This is a genomic window from Lysobacter sp. Root667 (assembly GCF_001427715.1).
Lineage (GTDB): Bacteria > Pseudomonadota > Gammaproteobacteria > Xanthomonadales > Xanthomonadaceae > Lysobacter.
Window position 1 is genome coordinate 37,441 of record NZ_LMHF01000012.1, and the last position, 19,632, is coordinate 57,072.

The 19,632-nt window shown below is 69.2% G+C and carries 21 protein-coding genes and 1 tRNA gene; 20 read left to right on the plus strand and 2 right to left on the minus strand.

Features of this window, described 5'->3' with window-relative positions:
- Positions 1 to 208 precede the first annotated feature (208 nt).
- The 16 genes from ASD78_RS11615 to ASD78_RS11690 all read left to right on the plus strand — a co-directional run bounded on the left by ASD78_RS11615 (position 209) and on the right by ASD78_RS11690 (position 13,016).
- Positions 209 to 685: a DUF3293 domain-containing protein gene (locus tag ASD78_RS11615; RefSeq protein ID WP_056101533.1), complete on the plus strand. Its 477-nt coding sequence runs from the start codon at positions 209 to 211 to the stop codon at positions 683 to 685.
- Positions 686 to 918: 233 nt separating this feature from the next.
- Entirely contained in the window at positions 919 to 1,563 is a 645-nt protein-coding gene (ccmA, locus tag ASD78_RS11620; RefSeq protein ID WP_056101536.1) for a heme ABC exporter ATP-binding protein CcmA, read from the plus strand.
- Entirely contained in the window at positions 1,560 to 2,285 is a 726-nt protein-coding gene (gene ccmB / locus ASD78_RS11625) for a heme exporter protein CcmB (protein WP_055899637.1), read from the plus strand. The genes ccmA and ccmB overlap by 4 nt, the downstream gene beginning before the upstream one ends.
- A gap of 120 nt (positions 2,286 to 2,405) precedes the next feature.
- Positions 2,406 to 3,173, plus strand: coding sequence for a heme ABC transporter permease CcmC (gene ccmC, locus ASD78_RS11630; protein ID WP_055899640.1), 768 nt, complete (start codon positions 2,406 to 2,408; stop codon positions 3,171 to 3,173).
- Entirely contained in the window at positions 3,170 to 3,343 is a 174-nt protein-coding gene (gene ccmD, locus ASD78_RS11635; RefSeq protein ID WP_055899643.1) for a heme exporter protein CcmD, read from the plus strand. Before ccmC ends, ccmD begins: the two co-directional genes overlap by 4 nt.
- On the plus strand, positions 3,340 to 3,813 hold the full coding sequence (gene ccmE / locus ASD78_RS11640; RefSeq protein ID WP_056101541.1) for a cytochrome c maturation protein CcmE: 474 nt from the start codon (positions 3,340 to 3,342) through the stop codon (positions 3,811 to 3,813). Before ccmD ends, ccmE begins: the two co-directional genes overlap by 4 nt.
- A gap of 151 nt (positions 3,814 to 3,964) precedes the next feature.
- Positions 3,965 to 6,007, plus strand: a complete 2,043-nt coding sequence (locus ASD78_RS11645) for a heme lyase CcmF/NrfE family subunit (RefSeq protein ID WP_082575586.1) — start codon at positions 3,965 to 3,967, stop codon at positions 6,005 to 6,007.
- The gene (locus ASD78_RS11650; RefSeq protein WP_055899649.1) at positions 6,004 to 6,549 is read left to right on the plus strand and encodes a DsbE family thiol:disulfide interchange protein; all 546 of its coding nucleotides are present in this window, start codon (positions 6,004 to 6,006) and stop codon (positions 6,547 to 6,549) included. The genes ASD78_RS11645 and ASD78_RS11650 overlap by 4 nt, the downstream gene beginning before the upstream one ends.
- 134 nt (positions 6,550 to 6,683) lie before the next feature.
- Positions 6,684 to 7,133, plus strand: coding sequence for a cytochrome c-type biogenesis protein (locus ASD78_RS11655; RefSeq protein ID WP_200944179.1), 450 nt, complete (start codon positions 6,684 to 6,686; stop codon positions 7,131 to 7,133).
- Positions 7,133 to 8,134 carry a tetratricopeptide repeat protein gene (locus ASD78_RS11660; protein WP_082575608.1) on the plus strand — a complete coding sequence of 334 codons (1,002 nt, stop codon included), beginning with the start codon at positions 7,133 to 7,135 and terminating at the stop codon, positions 8,132 to 8,134. Before ASD78_RS11655 ends, ASD78_RS11660 begins: the two co-directional genes overlap by 1 nt.
- 469 nt (positions 8,135 to 8,603) lie before the next feature.
- Complete coding sequence (locus ASD78_RS11665) at positions 8,604 to 9,737, plus strand: homoserine O-acetyltransferase (RefSeq protein ID WP_055899651.1); 1,134 nt, start codon at positions 8,604 to 8,606, stop codon at positions 9,735 to 9,737.
- A 70-nt stretch (positions 9,738 to 9,807) separates the two neighbouring features.
- Positions 9,808 to 10,419, plus strand: coding sequence for a cysteine dioxygenase family protein (locus ASD78_RS11670; protein ID WP_056101548.1), 612 nt, complete (start codon positions 9,808 to 9,810; stop codon positions 10,417 to 10,419).
- A gap of 258 nt (positions 10,420 to 10,677) precedes the next feature.
- Positions 10,678 to 11,130 carry a DUF2214 family protein gene (locus tag ASD78_RS11675; RefSeq protein ID WP_056101551.1) on the plus strand — a complete coding sequence of 151 codons (453 nt, stop codon included), beginning with the start codon at positions 10,678 to 10,680 and terminating at the stop codon, positions 11,128 to 11,130.
- Positions 11,131 to 11,190: 60 nt separating this feature from the next.
- Positions 11,191 to 11,277, plus strand: a tRNA-Leu gene (locus ASD78_RS11680).
- A gap of 287 nt (positions 11,278 to 11,564) precedes the next feature.
- Positions 11,565 to 12,137 carry a TetR/AcrR family transcriptional regulator gene (locus ASD78_RS11685; RefSeq protein WP_162250165.1) on the plus strand — a complete coding sequence of 191 codons (573 nt, stop codon included), beginning with the start codon at positions 11,565 to 11,567 and terminating at the stop codon, positions 12,135 to 12,137.
- A 51-nt stretch (positions 12,138 to 12,188) separates the two neighbouring features.
- Entirely contained in the window at positions 12,189 to 13,016 is an 828-nt protein-coding gene (locus ASD78_RS11690) for an SDR family oxidoreductase (RefSeq protein ID WP_055899663.1), read from the plus strand.
- A gap of 197 nt (positions 13,017 to 13,213) precedes the next feature.
- Here the strand turns inward: ASD78_RS11690 and ASD78_RS11695 are convergent, their stop codons facing one another.
- The gene (locus ASD78_RS11695) at positions 13,214 to 13,558 is read right to left on the minus strand and encodes a 5-carboxymethyl-2-hydroxymuconate Delta-isomerase (protein WP_055899666.1); all 345 of its coding nucleotides are present in this window, start codon (positions 13,556 to 13,558) and stop codon (positions 13,214 to 13,216) included.
- A 56-nt stretch (positions 13,559 to 13,614) separates the two neighbouring features.
- The gene (locus tag ASD78_RS11700) at positions 13,615 to 14,109 is read right to left on the minus strand and encodes a lipocalin-like domain-containing protein (RefSeq protein WP_056101557.1); all 495 of its coding nucleotides are present in this window, start codon (positions 14,107 to 14,109) and stop codon (positions 13,615 to 13,617) included.
- A 109-nt stretch (positions 14,110 to 14,218) separates the two neighbouring features.
- On the opposite strand from ASD78_RS11700, the gene ASD78_RS11705 reads away from it, so the two are divergent.
- The 4 genes from ASD78_RS11705 to ASD78_RS11720 all read left to right on the plus strand — a co-directional run bounded on the left by ASD78_RS11705 (position 14,219) and on the right by ASD78_RS11720 (position 19,481).
- Positions 14,219 to 15,058 (plus strand): LysR family transcriptional regulator, encoded by an 840-nt coding sequence (locus ASD78_RS11705; RefSeq protein ID WP_056101561.1) that lies wholly within the window; start codon positions 14,219 to 14,221, stop codon positions 15,056 to 15,058.
- 247 nt (positions 15,059 to 15,305) lie between these two features.
- Positions 15,306 to 17,156 carry a DUF1800 domain-containing protein gene (locus ASD78_RS11710; RefSeq protein ID WP_056101564.1) on the plus strand — a complete coding sequence of 617 codons (1,851 nt, stop codon included), beginning with the start codon at positions 15,306 to 15,308 and terminating at the stop codon, positions 17,154 to 17,156.
- 10 nt (positions 17,157 to 17,166) lie between these two features.
- Entirely contained in the window at positions 17,167 to 18,642 is a 1,476-nt protein-coding gene (locus ASD78_RS11715) for a DUF1501 domain-containing protein (protein ID WP_056101567.1), read from the plus strand.
- 47 nt (positions 18,643 to 18,689) lie between these two features.
- Positions 18,690 to 19,481, plus strand: a complete 792-nt coding sequence (locus ASD78_RS11720) for an NRDE family protein (RefSeq protein WP_056101570.1) — start codon at positions 18,690 to 18,692, stop codon at positions 19,479 to 19,481.
- Positions 19,482 to 19,632: the final 151 nt, after the last annotated feature.

The following is a 19,632-nucleotide window of genomic DNA, read 5'->3' on the forward strand; positions in this document are numbered from 1 at the left end:
CGTGGCATGGGGGACGCCGAGTGTACGGAATCGCCGCGTCACCATATAAGGACGGCGGCCATGACGATGCGGAACCGGCTCATGCGGCCGCGCCATGGCGCCGATCGAGCGCGCACCGCCCCGACTGCCCGAGGGATGCCGGCCCGACCCCGCCGCCGTCCGTCGGCGCTCGTTTGCGCGCCCGCGCCGGCCGCACCAGACTGGGGCCATGCGCGAAATCCAGATCGTCGATGCCGCCGAGCTGGCCGCCCTGTACGCCGCGGCCGCGTATGCCGTGGTGATCGACGGCGACGCGATCGGCCTGCGCGTGGGCGCTCCCGCGCCGGACCTGGAGGCGTATCTGCCGGCCGAGGGCTATGTCCTGGTCAGCGCCTGGAACCCGGCCTCCGAACCGCGGTCGGACGCGGCCAACGAAGCCGCCGACGCGGCCCTGGTGGCGCGCCTGGACGCCGCCGGCATCGCCCGCCAGTCGGCCTGGGCCAGCGCCCCGGACGGGCAGTGGCGCGAGCCGGGCTGGTTGCTGACCGGGATCGACCAGGTCGCCGCCGACCGCCTGGCCGCCGATTTCGGCCAGGCCGCGGTGCTGGCCTGGGGCCGCGGGCAGCCGGTACGGCTGCGCATGCTGCTGCCCCACCCGAACGGCGCCGCGACCGCGCCGCATACCGAATGGGCCGGCGCCCTGTAGCCGCCCGAGTGCGGGTCTGGCTGGCGATTGCCATGGATACGCGCGAACCGGTCCGGCCATGGGTTCGTTCGGCTGCCGCGGGCCCGGCGCAGGCCCGGACTCGCTCCCACGCGCCGAACACTCCAATGCTCGGCACGCGGGCAAACCCTCCGGGGCCGCAAACCTCTGAACTTTCGTTCGCGGGTTCCTTAAACTAGCCGGCTACGCGGCCCACCGCCGCCCTCGCCCGACCGATGACCCCACTCGACCGCCCCGCCCCTGCGCTGCTGGAAGCCCGCGGCCTGCGTTTCGCGCGCAACGACGAAGCCGTGTTCGGGCCCTTGGATTTTTCCGTGGACGCCGGCGAAGCGCTGCTGGTCCAGGGCGGCAACGGCGCCGGCAAGACCACCCTGTTGCGGGTGCTGGCCGGCCTGCTGCGCGCCGACGGCGGCGAGATCGACATCGACGGCGAACGCGCGCGCGCCGCGCGCCGGGCCCGCGCGATCGCCTACCTGGGCCACCTGCCCGGGCTCAAGGCCGACCTCAGCGCGCTGGAAAACCTCAACTTCCTCAGCGGCCTGCAGGGCCGGCGCCGCGCCCAGCTGCCGGAGAACGCGCTCGCCATCGTCGGCCTGGCCGGCTACGAGGACGCGCTGGCGCGCCAGCTTTCGGCCGGACAGAAGAAGCGCCTGTCGCTGGCGCGGCTGTGGATGTCGCCGGCGCCGCTGTGGCTGTTGGACGAGCCCTACGCCAACCTCGACCTGGACGGCATCGAGCTGGTCAACCGCATGGTCCAGGCGCACCTGCGCGACGGCGGCGCGGCCCTGGTCACCACCCACGGCGCCTACGCGGCGCCGCCGGTGCGCACCCGCATGCTCGTACTCGAGAAGCCGGAATGACCCCGAACCCGACCGTCCGCGCGCAGCGCCCCGGCAGCGCCGCCCTGCCCGGCCTGGCCGGCGCCGCCCGCGCCCTGCTCGCCCGCGACCTGCGTCTGCTCTGGCGCCGCCGCGGCGACGCCCTGCAGCCGGCGATGTTCGCCCTGCTGGTGGTGGTGCTGTTCGCCCTGGCCCTGGGCGGCGAAGCCCGCGAACTGTCCAAGGTGGCCGGCGCGGTGCTATGGCTGGCGGTGCTGCTGGCCGGCCTGCTGGCCCTGGACACCCTGTTCCGCGGCGACGCCGAAGACGGCTCGCTCGAACAGTGGATGCTGGCGCCGGTGCCGCTGGGCTGGCTGGTCGCGGTGCGCACTTTCATGCACTGGGCCACCACCGCGCTGCCGCTGCTGATCGCGACCCCGTTCCTGGCCGAACTGCTGCACCTGCCGCGCGCGCAGTTGCCGGTGCTGCTGGCCTCGCTGGCGCTGGGCACGCCTTTGCTGAGTCTGCTCGGTGCGGTGGTCGCCGCGCTGACGGTCGGGATGCGGCGCTCTGGTATCCTTGTGGCCTTGTTGGCGCTGCCCCTGTACGTGCCCGTGCTGGTGTTCGGCGCCGGCAGCGTGGCCGCCTCGGCCCAGGGACTGGATGCCACCGGCGGGCTGCTGATGCTCGGCGCCGGCCTGGTGGTGGCGCTGGTGCTGGCACCGCTGGCCGCCGCCGCCGCGATCCGGATCGCCCTGAACTGACCGCCCACCCGCGCGGCCGGTCCGGAACCCGAACCCGGTCGCGACGAACCGATCACCGCCCGCGCGGTCCAACCGCCGCGCTCCCAATACGCCCGTCGCCGGGACGGACCGAATAGCTGCATGAATCCACTCGTCCGCTGGTTCCACCAACTCGGCTCGCCGCCCACCTTCGACCGCTTCGCCGCGCGTTGGGCGCCGTGGGGCTACCTCGCCGGCCTGCTGGTCATGGCCTGGGGCCTGTACGGGGCGCTGTTCGTGGTCCCGGCCGACTACCAGCAGGGCGACAGCTTCCGCATCCTCTACATCCACGTGCCCAGCGCCTGGATGAGCATGGCGGTGTTCGCGCTGATGGCGGTCTACGCCGCGATCGCGCTGATCTGGCGGATCAAGCTGTGCGAGATCCTGGCCATGGCCTGCGCCCCGATCGGCGCCGGCTTCACCCTGATCACCCTGGTCACCGGTTCGATCTGGGGCAAGCCGATGTGGGGCACCTGGTGGGACTGGGACCCGCGCCTGACCAGCGAGCTGATCCTGCTGTTCCTCTACCTGGGCGTGATCGGCCTGTACAACGCCATCGACGACCGCCGCGCCGCCGCGCGCGCGGCCGGCCTGCTGGCGATCGTCGGCGTGGTGCTGCTGCCGGTGATCCGCTACTCGGTGGAATGGTGGAATTCGCTGCACCAGGGCCAGACCATCCGCCTGATGGGCGAATCGAGCATGGACGCGAGCATGATCGCGCCGCTGATCTGGATGATCGTCGGCACCAAGCTGTGGTTCATCGGCGCGCTGCTGACCCGCGCGCGCGCCGACAACCTGCGCCGCGAATCGGGCAAGGCCTGGGTCGCGCAACTGGCCGGCGCGCCGGCCGGCGAGGGCCCGCGCCGGTGAACTATCTCAACTACGTCATCGCCGCCTATGCGGTGTTCGCCATCGTGCTGGTCTGGGACTTCGTCGCCAGCCGCCTGCAGATCCGCCGCGAGCTGCGCAATGCGCGCGCCCGCGCGGCGCGCCAGGCGGTCCAGACCGCGCGCAGCCAAACGAGTGAATTGAGCCGATGAATCCGATCCGTCGCCGCCGTCTGCTGTGGGTGCTGGCCCTGGTCGCCGCCTCCGGCATCGCCATGACCCTGGTGGCCATGGCGCTGCAGCGCAACGTCGCCTATCTGTACACGCCCAGCGAAGTGCTGCGCGGCGAAGCCGGCGAGCACGCGCGCTTCCGCCTCGGCGGCATGGTCGCGGCCAATTCCTTCAAACGCGATTCCGGTTCGCTGGAAGCGCAGTTCCGCGTCACCGACGGCGACGCCGAGATGCCGGTGGTCTACACCGGCATCCTGCCCGACCTGTTCCGCGAGAAGCAGGCCGTGGTCGCCACCGGGCGCATGCAGGACGGCCGCTTCGTGGCGGAGGAAATCCTGGCCAAGCACGACGAGACCTACATGCCCAAGGAAGTCGCCGACAAGATGGGCACGGCGCACAAGAAGCACGACGTGCCGGCGCCGGGCGCGCCCGCGGCGACGGAAGCGCGCTGAGTGGCGGCATCCCGCAACCGCGCCGCAGTCGTCGCCCGCTCCGCTTTCGTCGTCGCCGCACGCGGCGCTGCCGCGCAGGCGCGCGCGAGCCGTCGCCACACCTCCAGCGAGCGCCTCCCCGGGCGCGCACGCATCGAGCAGGAATCCCCGCATGCTGCCTGAACTCGGCCAGATCGCCCTGATCCTGGCGCTGCTGATCTCCGCCCTGCAGGCGCTGCTGCCGATGCTGGGCGCGCAGCGCGGCATCGATGCGTGGATGGCGCTGGCGCGTCCGGCCGCCTACGCGCAGCTGGCCCTGGTCGCCGGCGCGTTCGCGATCCTGACCCACGCCTTCGTGGTCCAGGACTTCTCGCTGAAGTACGTCGCCGAGAACAGCAATTCGCTGCTGCCGGTGGGCTACCGCTATTCGGCGGTGTGGGGCGCGCACGAAGGCTCGCTGCTGCTGTGGGCGCTGGTGCTGGCGCTGTGGACCGGCGCGGTCGCGCGCTTCTCGCGCGCGCTGCCTGCGCAGGTGATCGCGCGCGTGCTCGGCGTGATGGGCGTGGTCAGCGTCGGCTTCCTGTCGTTCCTGATCTTCACCAGCAACCCGTTCGCGCGCCTGCTGCCGGCGGTGGCCGAAGGCCGCGATCTCAACCCCTTGCTGCAAGACCCGGGCCTGATCATCCATCCGCCGATGCTCTACATCGGTTACGTCGGTTTCGCGGTGCCGTTCGCGTTCGCGATCGCGGCCCTGCTCGATGGCAAGGTCGACGCGCGCTGGCTGCGCTGGACGCGGCCGTGGACCAACATCGCCTGGGCTTTCCTGACCCTGGGCATCGCGCTGGGATCGTGGTGGGCGTACTACGAACTGGGCTGGGGCGGCTGGTGGTTCTGGGATCCGGTCGAGAACGCCAGCTTCATGCCCTGGCTGGCCGGCGCGGCGCTGCTGCATTCGCAGGCGGTGACCGAAAAACGCGGCAGCTTCCGCGGCTGGACCCTGCTGCTGGCGATCGCGACCTTCTCGCTGTCGCTGCTGGGCACCTTCCTGGTCCGCTCCGGCGTGCTCACCAGCGTCCACGCCTTCGCCGCCGATCCCTCGCGCGGCCTGTTCGTGCTGATCTTCCTAGGCATCGTGATCGGCGGCTCGCTGCTGCTGTACGCATTGCGCGCGCCGTCCGACGAGCCGGGCAAACCTGATTCTGGCAAGCCCTTCCAGGCCAGCTCGCGCGAAACCCTGCTGCTGGCCAACAACCTGCTGCTGACGACCGCCTGCGCGATGGTCCTGCTCGGCACGCTGTATCCACTGCTGGCCGATGCGCTGGAACTGGGCAAGCTCTCGGTCGGCCCGCCCTACTTCGCCTTGATGTTCGTGCTGCTGATGACCCCCATGGTGCTGCTGCTGCCGTTCGGGCCGCTGTTCCGCTGGCAGCGCGAACAGCTCTCGCGCCCGGCGGCGATGCTGCTGCCCTGGGCTGGCCTGGCCATCGGCGCGGCCATCGGCGCCTACTTCATGGCCCCGCAAGGCGCATGGAAGGTCGCGGCCGGCGTCGGCGGCGCGGTCTGGGTCGCCGCCGGTACGCTGCGCTTCGTGTGGACGCGCCTGCGCGGCGACGGCACCCGTTATACCGCCGAAATGCTCGGCATGACCCTGGCCCACGCCGGCGTCGCGGTGTTCCTGATCGGCGCCCTGCTCACCGAGGGCCTGAGCCAGCAGCGCGAACTCGCGCTGAAGCCGGGCCAGACGGTCGAACTGGGCCGCCACGCGTTCCGTTTCGACGGCGTCGCCCACCGTGCCGGCCCGAATTTCGAAGCCGACCGCGGCACCGTGACCGTGTTCGAAAACGATCGCCTGCTGACCGTGATGCATCCGGAAAAGCGCGCCTACGCCAGCGGCGGCCAGGTCATGACCGAAGCCGCGATCGACCCCGGCCTGGGCCGCGACCTCTACGTCGCCCTGGGCGAACCTTTGGGCGACGGCGCCTGGGCGATGCGCGTGCACGTCAAGCCGTTCGTGCGCTGGATCTGGGCCGGCGCGTTGATGATGATGCTGGGCGGCTTCGTCGCCGCAGCCGATCGGCGATTCCGGCCCAAGCGGGCCGATGAAACCGCCGCCGCGCCGGCAACGAACGGGCCCGAGCCCATCCTCGCCCACAGCCGCAGCGCACTGGCCGCCGACCGCAGCGACAACGCCATCGAAGGAGGCGACCCCGCATGAACAAGAGCCGCTGGTTGCCGCTGGCCGCGTTCGCCGTACTCGCCGTGCTGCTCGCCGCCGGCGTGTGGCTGAGCCGCAATCCCAACCGCGAAGCCCTGCCCTCGCCGCTGATCGGCAAGCCGGCACCGGAATTTTCGCTGCCGGTGCTGCACGAAGCCGGCCGCCTGATGCGTTCCGACCAGCTGCGCGGTTCGCCCTACCTGCTCAACGTCTGGGGCAGCTGGTGCCCGGCCTGCCGCGACGAACATCCGGTGCTGACCCGCTTCGCCGAAACCAAGCGCGTGCGCGTGATCGGTTTCAACTGGAAGGACGAGCACGCCGACGCGCTGCGCTGGCTGGAGCAATACGGCAACCCCTACTGGATGGTCCTGACCGACTACGACGGCAAGGTCGCGATCGACTGGGGCATCTACGGCGCACCGGAAACTTTCCTGGTCGACGCCAAGGGCGTGGTGCGCTGGAAGCACGTCGGCCCGATGAGCGAGGCGACCATCCGCGACGAACTGCTGCCGGTGCTGGCGGAAGTCGAGAAGACGCGATGAAACGCGAATCCACTCGGCCCGCCTTTTGCGAAAGGGGGAACGGCCGCGCCGGTGGACCTCAGGTAGCCGCCGCTGGTTTCCCTCTTTTGCAGAAAAAGGATCGAGGGGGAATCGCTCTGCGTTCGCTGCGCGCCCTGGCCCTGACTTTCCTGCTGAGCCTGGCCGCCGCCGCGCCGCTCGCCGCCCAGCCCGCCAGCGACCCCGCGCCGCTGCGATTCAGCGACGCCGGCGAAGAAACCCGCTTCCACGCCCTGGTCGCCGAGCTGCGCTGCGTGATGTGCCAGAACCAGTCGCTGGCCGAATCCAACGCCCAGATCGCCCACGACCTGCGCCGCGAAGTGCTGCAGCTGATGCGCCAAGGCAAGGACGATCGCGAGATCAAGGACTTCCTGGTCGCGCGCTACGGCGAGTTCGTGCTCTACCGTCCGCAGGTCGAATCCAAGACCTGGCTGCTGTGGTTCGGTCCGGCCCTGGTGCTGCTGGCCGGCGGCGCGATGGTGGCCGGCATCGTGCGCAACCGCGCCAAGGCCGCGTCCGCCGAACGCGCGCCGGATCCGCGCGACGACGACAACGAGGAATGGTGATGACCGTGTTCGTACTGGCCAGCGTCGCGCTGGCCCTGCTGGCGCTCGGCTACGTGCTGCGCCCGCTGTGGCGGGCCAAGCCGCTGGCCGCGGCCGGCGTGCTCGCCAGCCTGGTCCTGGTCGCCGGCCTGACCTACGCCCTGATCGGCACGCCCGACGCGCTGGACCCGGCGCGCCGCGATCCGCCCGCGACCGCCGAAGACGCCATCGCCCAGCTCGAAGCCCAGCTCCAGCGCGAGCCCAACCGCGTCGACGGCTGGCGCCTGCTCGCCCGCGCCTACCTCGACGCGGGCCGGCTCCCCAAGGCGCGCGAGGCAATGGCGCGCGCGCTCAAGCTCGCTCCCGACGAACCCGACCTGCTGGTGGAAAGCGCGGAGTTCCGCGTGCTGTCCGCGCCAGGCCGCAAGTTCGACGCCGAAGCGATCGCGCTGCTGCGGCGCGCGCTCGAAATCCAGCCCATGCACCAGCGCGGGCGCTGGTTCCTCGGCATTTCCCAACGCCAAGCCGAGCAACCGGCCGAAGCCGCGCGCACCTGGGAGCCGCTGCTGGCCCTGGTCGACGCGCGCACCGCTGTCAGTCTGCGCGAACAGATCGACGCCGCACGCAAGGACGCCGGCCTGCCGCCGCTGCCCGCGCCGGCCGCGACCGCAGCCGCCGGCGGCCTCAAGGTCCGCGTGACGCTCGCGCCCGCGCTGGCCGCCAAGCTGCCTGCCGACGCCAGCCTGTTCGTGCTCGCACGCCAGCCCAATGGCCCGCCGATGCCGGTCGCGGTGGAGAAACTCGCGGCCCGCGACTTCCCGCTCGAAGTCGTGCTCGACGACGGCGACAGTCCGATGCCGACCATGAAGCTCTCGCAGCTGGAACAGGTCGCGGTGCTCGCCCGCGTCTCCGCCTCCGGCCAGGCCATCGCCCAGCCCGGCGACCTCGCCTCGACGCCGCAGACCGCGCGCACCGACCGCAAGGACACCGTCGAAATCACCATCGACCAGATCGTCGAATAAGCCTGCCCATAGCCCCTCTCCCGCTCGCGGGAGAGGGGTTGGGGTGAGGGCCCGGCAAGCGCAGCGCCCGATACCGCCACGCACCCCCTTCGGCGCAACGACGCAGGAACAACCGCTAAAGCCCATAGCCCCGCTCGCGGGAGAGGGGTTGGGGTGAGGGCCCCCGGCGCAAGCGCAGCGCATGCCACCGCCACGCAACCCCCTTCTGCGCAACGACGCACGAACAACCGCTAAAGCCCGTAGCCCCTCTCCCGCGAGCGGGAGAGGGGTTGGGGTGAGGGCCCGGCGCAAGCGAGCAACTACGCTCGCATCGCCGCCCGCCTTGCCACAACCTGCCAATCGCTTCCCGTTATCTCTTCATCGCCCCCGCGCCTAACCCCCACGCCGTCCGCACAGGCAAAATGATCCCCCCAAGCGCCGATGCCGCTCCCAGCGCGCCGCGCCCGCAACCAGGAAGGCAGCACCCGGCATGACCGAATTCATCCCGCCCGGCACCCGTTATTTCGCCCTGCCCGACGGCTTCCCGATGAAGCGTGGCGGCCGCCTCGACGGCGCCCGCGTCGCTTACGAAACATGGGGCGAACTCAACGCCGCGCGCGACAACGCCATCCTGATCGTCACCGGCCTCTCGCCCGACGCCCACGCCGCGGCCAACGCCGGCAACCCGGAACCGGGCTGGTGGGAGGCCATGCTCGGCCCCGGCAAGCCGATCGACAGCGACCGCTGGTTCGTGATCTGCGTGAACTCGCTGGGCAGCTGCAAAGGCTCGACCGGCCCGGCTTCGATCCATCCAGCCACGCGCGAGCCCTACCGCCTCGACTTCCCCGAACTCTCGGTCGAAGACGGCGCCGACGCCGCCGCCGTGGTCGTGCGCGGCCTGGGCATCGAGCGCCTGGCCTGCGTGATCGGCAATTCCATGGGCGGCATGACCGCGCTGGCCCTGCTGATCCGCCATCCCGGCATCGCCCGTAGCCACATCAACATCTCCGGCGCCGCGCGCGCACTGCCGTTCTCGATCGCGATCCGCTCGCTGCAGCGCGAGGCGATCCGGCTCGACCCGCACTGGTACCAGGGCCGCTACGACGAGCGCAGCTACCCCGAGGCCGGCATGCGCATGGCGCGCAAGCTCGGCGTCATCACCTACCGCTCGGCGCTGGAATGGGACGGCCGCTTCGGCCGCGTGCGCCTGGACTCCGACCGCGCCGACGACGAACCCTTCGGCCTGGAATTCGAAGTCGAGAGCTACCTCGAAGGCCACGCCCGCCGCTTCGTGCGCCGCTTCGACCCCAACTGCTACCTCTACCTCAGCCGCTCGATGGACTGGTTCGACCTGGGTGACTACGCGCGCGGCGCCGACGACGCCGGCCCGGCCGACACCCGTGCCGGCCTGGCCAAGATCCAGGTCGAGAAAGCCCTGGCGATCGGCGTGCGCACCGACATCCTGTTCCCGCTGCAGCAGCAAGAGGAAATCGCCGAGGGCCTGCGTGCCGGCGGCGCCGACGCCCGCTTCCTGCCGCTGGAGTCGCCGCAGGGCCATGACGCCTTCCTGGTCGATATCGGCCGCTTCGGGCCCGCCGTGGCGGGCTTTCTCGCCGAGCTGTGATATCGCGCGCCCCGCGTTCGCGCCAGCCGGACGACGTGCCGGCGGCCGCCCATGCCGCTAGAATGGTTATATGGACATAACGCAACGTCATCAGAACGACCCGCTGCCGGATCTGGACTTCCCGGGCCACGACAAGCTGATCGCCGCGATCGACAAGGCGGTCCATGCCGGCGACGAACACGCCGTGACCGCGGCGCTGCGCAACACCCTGTGCGGCCTGATCCGCGACCGCGACGTGCACCTGCCCGACTGCGTCTTCGACCCGATCGACGACCACTACGCCCGCCGCGAGATCTACCGCAGCCCCGAACTGGGCTACAGCGTGGTCGCCATGACCTGGGGCCCGGGCCAGGGCACCCCGATGCACGACCACTGCGGCCTGTGGTGCGTGGAAGGCGTCTGGGACGGCGAGCTGGAGATCACCCAGTACGAACTGCTGGAGCGCAACGGCGACCACTTCCGCTTCCGTGCCGCTGGCGGCATGCACGCCGGCCCCGGCAGCGCCGGCAGCCTGATCCCGCCGCACGAGTACCACACCATCCGCAACGCCAGCGGCGAGAACGTCGCCGTCTCGCTGCACATCTACAAGGCGCCGATGGAAGCCTGCTCGATGTTCGTCCCGCGCGAAGGCGAATGGTTCACCCGCGTCGACAAAGCGCTGAAGACCGACGAAGCCGCCTGAGCCGCAGTTGCCGCTTCGGTTCGGCTTTGGGTAGGAGCGGCATAAGCCGCGACCCGAAGCCCCGAGTGCCTGCGCAGCCACCGCACCGCCCGGCTTCTGCCTTGGGGTAGGAGCGACGTAAGTCGCGACCCGAACCTCCGACGCGCCAGCGCAGTCGCAACTCACCTCGCCCCTGCCCCAAGACGGATCACCGCGAACACGCGCCGTCCGCCCACCGCATCTACAATCCCCTCTCCCGCCACAACAGCCGAGCGCCCCATGCTGACCGACCTGTTGCTAGCCGCCCTGCACCACCTGCTGGTCTTCGCCCTGATCGCGATGCTGGTCGCCGAATCCACCCTGCTGCGCGGCCCGCTCGACGCCGCCGCCCTGCAACGCCTGGCCCGCATCGACGCCGGCTACGGCATGGCCGCCGGCTTCCTGCTGGTCGCCGGCCTGCTGCGCGTGTTCTACGGCGCCAAGGGCAGCGACTTCTACCTGCACAACCCCTGGTTCCACGCCAAGCTCGGCGCCTACGTGCTGATCGGCCTGCTCTCGCTGCTGCCGACCCTGCGCTTCCTGCGCTGGCGCAAAGCGCTCAGCGCCAACCCCGCCTTCCTCCCCGAGCCCGCCGACGTCGCCCGCCAGCGCGGCGTGGTCCGCTTCGAACTGATCCTGATCGCCGCGATCCTGGTCCTGGCCGCCGCGATGGCCCGCTACGGCGGCTTTTGAGCGACATCGAGCCGATGGGCAGACCGCGCCCGCCGACCTCGGCTATACTGCGCGCCCGCTGCCGGAGTGGCGGAATCGGTAGACGCAGCGGACTCAAAATCCGCCGCCCTTAAAAGCGTGTGGGTTCGAGTCCCACCTCCGGCACCAAGTAACTTGAAGGGCTTGCGAGCGATCGCAGGCCCTTTTTGCTTGCGCGGCTGCTCCGCAATTTGTTTCGTGCTTAGCCAGATGTTCCGCAATGCCGGCGGATCACCTTTCCTTTGCTTGGACTAACGCTGCTATGTCCGCTTCCGACCCGAAGCGGACGTGTCCGTGTGCGTAGCGGGCCTAAAACTGTAGCCCGCGACTCTTTGCCTGAACACATAGTCCAACGCTTCTAGCGGGCGCCCTTTGCCAGGTTGAAACCGAAAATATATTCGGTTATGATGCCGTCCATGAAGCAGAAGGACGAAAAGAAGCTGGATGCCGTAATCGCCGCGACCTGCCGTTTGGCGGCAGAGCGCGGGCTGCTTGGCCTGACGCTGACGGAGATCGCCAAGGCCGCCGGCATTGGCACCAGTACGCTCTACGTCTACTTCGCCGATAGGGAAGCACTGTTCAACGAGGTGTACCGCCGCGCCAAACGGGAGGCCCTGGCGTTCTACGGCGCCGACATCGACCCCGGCCTGCCGCTCAAAGGGCGGATGCGCGGAGTGTGGAACCGGATGCTCGATCATCGGCTGAGCCAGCATGACCAGGTCAGCTTCATGGAACAGTTTGTCGGTTCTTCCCTCATGAACGAGGACAGCCGCGTCTATGTCGCGCGGCTCGGCGAAGGATTGCTGCAGATTGTCGAAGAGGGACAGCGACAGGAAGCCCTGAAGGCGGTGCCGACACCTTTCCTGGCCTCGTTGTTCATCGGTTCGGTCCGCGAGACCGCGCGGCTGATCCGTGCGGGGTCGATCGCCGACACCGAGGAGGCTCGATCGATCGCGTTCCAGCTGTGCTGGGACGGGGTCCGGTCCTGAGTATTTTTTTGCCCTAAAACCGAATATTTTTTCACTAATGGAGAGGCGGTCATGCCTGACGAAACCACCCCTGTTGTTCTGATCACCGGCGCTTCCAGCGGCATCGGCCTAGCCACCGCACGCCTGTTTGCCAAGCGCGGCTGGCGTGTGGCCGCCACCATGCGGAACCCGGCCGACGGTGCCGCCCTCGTCCCATATCAGGAGGCGAAGGTGCTGCCCCTCGACGTTACCGACCCGGTTTCGGTGGAAAGGGCCATCGCCGCCACATTGGAAGCGTTCGGCCGTATCGATGCGGTCGTCAACAATGCCGGCTATGGCGTGTTCGGCCCGTTCGAAACCGCGACGGACGAGCAGATCCGCCGCCAGTTCGCGACCAATGTGGACGGTGTCTTCGCCGTAACCCGCGCGGTGCTGCCCGCGATGCGACGCCAGGGCGGCGGGACGATCATCAATGTGGCCTCACTCGGCGGCTTGATCTCGCTTCCTTTGTTCTCCCTCTACAACGCAACCAAGTTCGCGGTGATCGGCTTCACCGAATCGCTGTCGTACGAGCTCGCGCCGTTTGGCATCCGCGCCAAGACCATAGCGCCGGGAGGCGTGGCCACCGATTTCGCCGGTCGTTCGATGACCCTCACCTTCGAGACCGGCGAGCATGCCTATAGCGACACCGTGTCCAAAGTCATGGCCGCCATGGGTCAGCGGCGCGGCAACTATTCCACCCCCGAGTCCATTGCCGAAATCATTCTCACGGCGGCGACGGATGGAACCGGTCAGGTCTTGTATCTCGCCGGTCCGGACGCCGAACAGGCCTACGCGCGAAACCGGAGCGCATCGGAGGCGGAAAGATTGGAAATGGTCAGGCAATACTCCGGCCTGTGACCCTGTCGGACCTTTCCCCGCACACGTCGAAGCAAGAGCGCGACCGTTGGTCGAATGACTGCGGCCATCGCGGACAGGACTACGGGAGCGCTGGGCAAATCCGCTTACGAGCCAAAGCGGGCATCTGTTCCTAAATCTATCTGGCTCTCGAATGAGAGCGAGAGCGCTATGGCACCATTCTGTGACCAGCCGGGCAGTCACATCATGGCGCGATTGAAATAGGTCGCCTGCTCGAACTCGGCGATATTCGCGGCAACGCGGGGAAGCAGCGGAAACATCCGGGCCAGCTCGCCGACGATGGCCTTCGACAAGGCCGCGCGTTGCTCGACACTGCGTCCCTGCATGATCCAGGCGAAGACGTGGATGAAATCTTCGCGTTCGCCGCCGACGGCGTAGGTCGCGAAAGGATGGACACGAATCTTGATGTCCGATTCCTCGAACAGCCCCGATGCGCTCACCACACGATGCAGCTGCGCGATGATCGATGCTTCGCTGTGGATCTGAAGTATTTCCTGAGAACAGTCGACTACGAAATGCGGCATGGAGACTCCATCGGTTGAAGCATGAATCGGGGACTGCGAACGAGATAAGGCCGGGCTCAATCCAGCCTGCGCCACACGGAAATCGGGATGCTCCCATCCGCTCGCGGCGGCACCTTGTAACGCAGTTCGGTGCCGTCGAACCGGTACTGGCGTTTCTGGGTGGTGCCTTCCCAGTTGGGAAAGGACGAACCTTCGATCGAGAACACCAGCAGCCCTGCCGCTGGCTCGATCGTCATCGTGCCGTAGTGGGTACTGCTGCCCATGACCGCGGATCTGAATTCGTCGACGCTGCCATCGGCCTTGCTGTCGCGGGCGAACGGCAGGCGCTCGGACTTGAAGATCTGCAGCGAGTACCTCCCCTTGGCATCGACGACCAGCCTGCCTTTCGGGTGCTCGCCGTAGTCGCGCGCGGTCCGGCCATCGGGCAAGACCTTGTCCGCTGCGACCAGGGTCCAGCTGCCTTGCAAGGGGAACGCGCGGGGCGGCTTTTGCGCGTCGCGCGCGGCCAGGCCCGCCAGCATTGCGACGAGTGCGCCGGTCAGTGGTTTCATCGCGGTGAATCCTCATGGTTGGGATCGACCGCTCCATCCTAGGCCGCTTGATGGATATGAAAAATACATCTACAAGGATATCTGACATATAGAAATCGAATCTATCCAGATGAAGGCGATGGACGTGGATGCGGTCAGGGCTTTCCTGCTGGCGGCCGACCTGCAGAGCTTCACCCGGGCGGCCGACGTACTGGGCACCACCCAGTCCGCAGTCAGCATCAAGCTGCGGCGCCTGGAAGAGCAGCTCGGCCGCCGCCTGCTGGAGCGCACGCCGCGGCATGTGCGCCTGTCGGCCGAGGGACTGGCCTTTCTCGGCGTGGCGCGCGAACTGGTGTCGTCCCACGACCGTGCGGCCGCCGCCTTCGAGACCGAGCAGCGCCGGTTGGCGATCGGCATCAACCAGCAACTGGTCGGCAGCGAACTGCCGTTGCTGTTGCGGCAGATGCGCGACCACGATCCGAACCTGCTGGTCGAGATACGCATCGCCGGCACCAACGAGCTCATGCAGGGCCTGGAACAGGGGGAACTCGATGCGGTGCTGGTGCTGCGCCCGGAGGATCGCGGCAAGCGGGGCAAGGCGGTGTTCGCGGAATCCTTTTCGTGGTTCGCGGCGGCGGGCTGGGAGCCGCGCGCAGGCCAGCCCTTGCCGCTGGCGACGCAGGGCGAATCCTGTCGCGTGCGCATCGAGGCGGTGCGCGCGCTCGATCGGGCCGGCATCGAATGGCGCGAAGTCTTCGTCGGCAAGGGCGCCGCGATCCTGGGGGCCGCCGCGATCGCCGGCCTCGCGGTGGCGGTGCTGGCGCGGCGCGCGGCGCCGCCGGGCACCGTCGACGTCGGCGCGCTGCTGTCGCTGCCGCCGATACGCTCGCAGGACGTGGTGCTCTACAGCAACCTCAGCGACCGGCGAACGCGGGAGGCGCTGCGCATCCTCACGCTTGCATTCCAGTGATGGGCCTCGACCCATAGAGGAATCGCCTATGGACTCGAAATCCGTCGCCACTCAAAGCGTGTCGGTTCGATCCCTATTTCCGGCACCGGCAACGGCCAGGGCTTGCGAGCGATCGCCAGCCCCGCAACGCCGCCTGCCGCAGTCACATAACAGGCGAATGACACCATTTATGTGACTAGATTCGCGTTCCCCTGTCACTGCCAGCCCGGATACTGCTGGACAAAGGGGAAGTCCCGGGGAATCGGTCATGAATCGCAAAGCCAGGCGCGAACGGGCGTTGGCGCAGTCGCACCTGTTCCGTCGTTACGGCAAGGGTCGTTGGATCCGGCCGCAGCGGTTCGAGAACTCTGCGCGCGCGCAGGAAATCCAGGAGGCCGCGACCGCCGCGGCGCAGCCCGCAGCGACATGGAGCGACGATGCGCCGCAGATGGCCGGCGCGCCGCAGATGGCCGGCGCGCCGCAGATGGCCGGCGCGCCGTCGATGTCGCGCGATTCGCAGGCGCAGCTCGTCACCCTCGCCCGCCCCAGTCTGGCGATCCGCGCGCTCAACAACATGAGCTACGGCGTCACGCCGACGGCGCTGGCGGAGTTCAACGGTTTGGGCTCGAACGACGCCCAGCGCCTGCAGAACTACATCGACTGGCAGCTGGACTGGACCGCGATCGACGACAGCGCGGTAGAGGCGCGCCTGAGCGCGGCCGGCTACACCACGCTGGGCAAGTCGCTGACCCAGCTGTGGGCGGACCACGTGGTGCCCGATCCGGTCTACGACGTGCGCATGCGCCCGGCCTGGGAGATCCAGCGCGCGGCCTTCGTGCGCGCGACCTATTCCAAGCGCCAGCTGCGCGAGGTGATGGTCAATTTCTGGCACGACCACTTCAACGTCACCGCCAACGACTTCGCCTCCGGCCCGGTGTACGTGCATTACGACCGCGACGTGCTGCGCAAGTCGGCGTTCGGCAATTTCCGCACCATGCTCGAGGACGTGGCCTGCAGCCCGTCGATGCTGTTCTACCTCGACAACGTCTCCAACAGCCGCTCCGGCCCGAACGAGAACTGGGCGCGCGAACTGCTGGAACTGCACACCCTCGGCGCCGGCCGCTACCTGGGCTTCACCGATCCCTTCCTGGTGCCGCCCGATCCCGAAGACGCCGCCTACCCGTCCGGCTATACCGACATCGACGTGTACGAGACCGCGTCGGCGTTCACCGGCTGGAGCCTGAAGAACGCGAACTGGCAGTACCCGACCGAGAACGACGGCACCTTCGTCTATCGCCAGGCCTGGCACGATGCGGGTCCGAAGTTCGTGCTCGGCCGGCTGCTCAATCCCGAGCAGCCGGCGATGAAGGACGGCCGCGACGTGCTCGACCGCCTGGCCAGCCATCCCGGCGTCGCCCGCTTCGTCTGCGCCAAGCTGGTGCGGCGTTTCGTCAACGACACGCCGCCGCCGGACCTGGTCGCCTCGGCCGCGGCGGTGTTCCGCCAGCAGTGGCAGAGCCCGAACCAGATCGAGCACGTGCTGCGCCATATCCTCAACTCCAGCGCTTTCAGCAATGCCTGGGGGCAGAAGAACCGGCGCCCGTTCGAGGCCATCGTCGCGGCGATGCGCGCCAGCGGCAGCGACTGGACCCTGCGCCCGGCGCATTCGAAGTCTGACGATTTTCTGTACCGCTTCGGCTTCACCGGCCATGCGCCCTACGACTGGCCGGCACCGAACGGCTATCCCGACACCGGCCTGGCCTGGTCGGGCGCGAGCACCTACGCGACCACGTGGAAGATGCTCAACTGGCTCACCGAGACCAGCGATACCAGCGTGCCGCTGCTGCCGATCCTGCAGCTCAGCCGCAGCGAGGTCGCCAGCTGGACCGCGCCCAACCTGGTCGACTACTGGTGCCGGCGTCTGCTCGGCTACCTGCCCGACGCGGCGCGGCGCCAGTCGCTGATCGCGTTCATGGCCCAGAACGGCGATCCGGCGAGCTACGTGATCACCGACACCGACACCTGGGCCGGCACCGACCTCAAGCGCCACTACAACCAGCAACGCCTGCGCAGCATGGTGTCGCTGGTGTTGATGACGCCCGAATTCCTGAGCCGCTGAGGAAACCGCCATGCCTTCGATCACCCTCAGCCGCCGTCACTTCCTCAAGGCCTGCGCCGCCACCGCCGCGGTCGGCGCGGTCGGCCCGACCCTGCTGTTCTCCGGCGACGCGCAAGCGGCGGCCAACGCGCACGACACCGTGGTGTTCCTGTTCCTGCGCGGCGGCATGGACGGCCTCAACCTGGTGGTGCCGGTGGACGGCAGCGACCGCACGTTCTACGAACAGGCGCGGCCGGCGCTGCAGATCGCCACCAGCGGCACCTACGGCGCGCTGCCACTGACCCTGGCCGGCGGCGCGGGCACCGGCTTCGGCCTGCATCCGTCGGCGACCGGGCTGCGCGACATCTGGAACACCGGCCAGCTCGCGATCGTGCACGCCTGCGGCCTGCTGACCTCGGTCACGCGCAGCCATTTCGACGCCCAGCTGTCGATCGACCTCGGCACGCCCGGCCAGGGCGGCGGCGTGGGTTGGCTGGCGCGTGCGATGAACACCCAGCCCGGCACCAGCGGTGCCGAGGCGATGCCGGCGCTGGCGGTGAACAACCGCCAGCCGGCCAACCTCAACGGCACCACCCGCGCGCTGACCATGGGGCGGCCGTCGGATTTCGCGCTCGATTCCGGCGCCTGGCAGTGGCAGAAGACCCGCTCGGATTCGCCGGCGGGCCTGCGCGGCGTCAACGAAACCCTGGCCTCGATGTGGAACGGCAACACCGGCCTGGAGATCGGCGGCCTGCGCGCCGACGGTTCGCTGCGGGTGATCGCGCAGCAGACCTACGCGCCGCTGCCGGCGAACTGGCCGACCGGCAATTTCGCCGAACAGCTGTGGACCATCGCGCAGTCGATCCGCTTCAACCTCGGCCTGCGCTACGCCACCCTCGACCTGGGCGGCTGGGACACCCACGACGGCCAGGGCAGCGCCGGCAGCGGTTATCACTACTACCAGAACAAGATCGCCGAACTCTCGGCGGCGCTGGCCGCGTTCCACAACGAACTCGCGGCCAGCGGCCACCTGTCCCGCGTGACCACGGTGGTGCAGTCGGAGTTCGGCCGCCGCGTGCGCGAGAACGCCAACCGCGGCACCGACCACGGCTACGGCAATCCGGTGATGGTGATGGGCGGCGCGGTCAACGGCCGCCGCTTTTACGGCCAGTGGCCGGGGCTGAATCCGGAAACGCTGTCGGCGTACTACGGCGACGTGCCGGTGACCACCGACCACCGCCGGGTGCTGTCGGAAATCCTGGTCCGGCGCATGGGCAACAACCAGCTCGGCACGGTGTTCCCCGGCTACAGCGGTTATGCGCCGCTGGGTATCGTCCAAGGCACCGATCTTGCGTTGCAGGGCGCGGGCGTGGGCGCCGGCATGGGCATGGCCTCGCAACCGGCGATGCTGGCGCCGGACACGCAAGCCGAATCGCCGCGTTCGAGCGGACGCCGCGGCTACCTCGCACGTCTGCTCAGCGACCCGCGCATCGTCCGCCATCGTTGAGCGCATGCGGGCGCGGCAATCGGCCGCGTCCGCGGTAGCATCGCAGCATGTGCCTGATCGCTTTGTCCTGGCGTAGCCATTCGCGCTACCCACTCGCCCTGATCGCCAACCGCGACGAATCGCACGTGCGCGCCGCCGCCGCGGCCGGTCCCGACCCCGAATCGCCCGACGTCTATGGCGGCCGCGACCTGGTCCAGGGCGGCGGCTGGCTGATGGTGTCCACGCGCGGGCGCCTGGCCGCAGTCACCAACGTCCGCGCCGGCCTCGCGCCCGATGCCGCGCCGCGTTCGCGCGGCGCGCTGGTGCGCGGCTTCGTGCGCGGCAGCGCATCCGCGCACGAGACCTTGGCGACGGTACGCGAACAGGCGCCCGACTACGGCCGCTTCAACCTGGTGCTGTGGGACGGACAGGCGCTGGCTTTCGCCAGCAACTACCCGACATACACCGAATACCCGATCGCGCCCGGCGTGCACGCCATGTCCAACGGCGCCTTCGATGCGCAGTGGCCCAAGAGCGGCCACGCCACGCGCGCGCTCTCGGCCTGGCTGGACTCGCCCGCGTCCGCACAGGCCCGGCCCGATGCCGCGGCCTTGCGACCGCTGTTCGCCGCGCTCGCCGACACCACGCCCGCGCCGGATGCGGAACTGCCCGATACCGGCGTCGGCCTGGAACTCGAACGCGTGCTGTCGCCGCCGTTCGTGCGCGGCGAACGCTACGGCACCCGCTGCAGCACCATCGTGCTGGTCGGCTCGGAGTCGATCGTGTTCGTGGAAAGGCGCTACGGCCCGGATGCCGCGCCCGGCGGCGAGACGGCGGCGGTGTTGCCGCTGCAAGGCTGAGCGCCGGCATCGCGTTCTGTGGCGCGGCGTACATTGCTTTCTGTGGGAGCGGCGTAAGCCGCGATGAACTCGCCGACAGCGACGATTCGCGAGCGCTGCAGCCCCAAGCACCTTCGCCGCTTTCTGTAGGAGCGGCGTAAGCCGCGAAGAA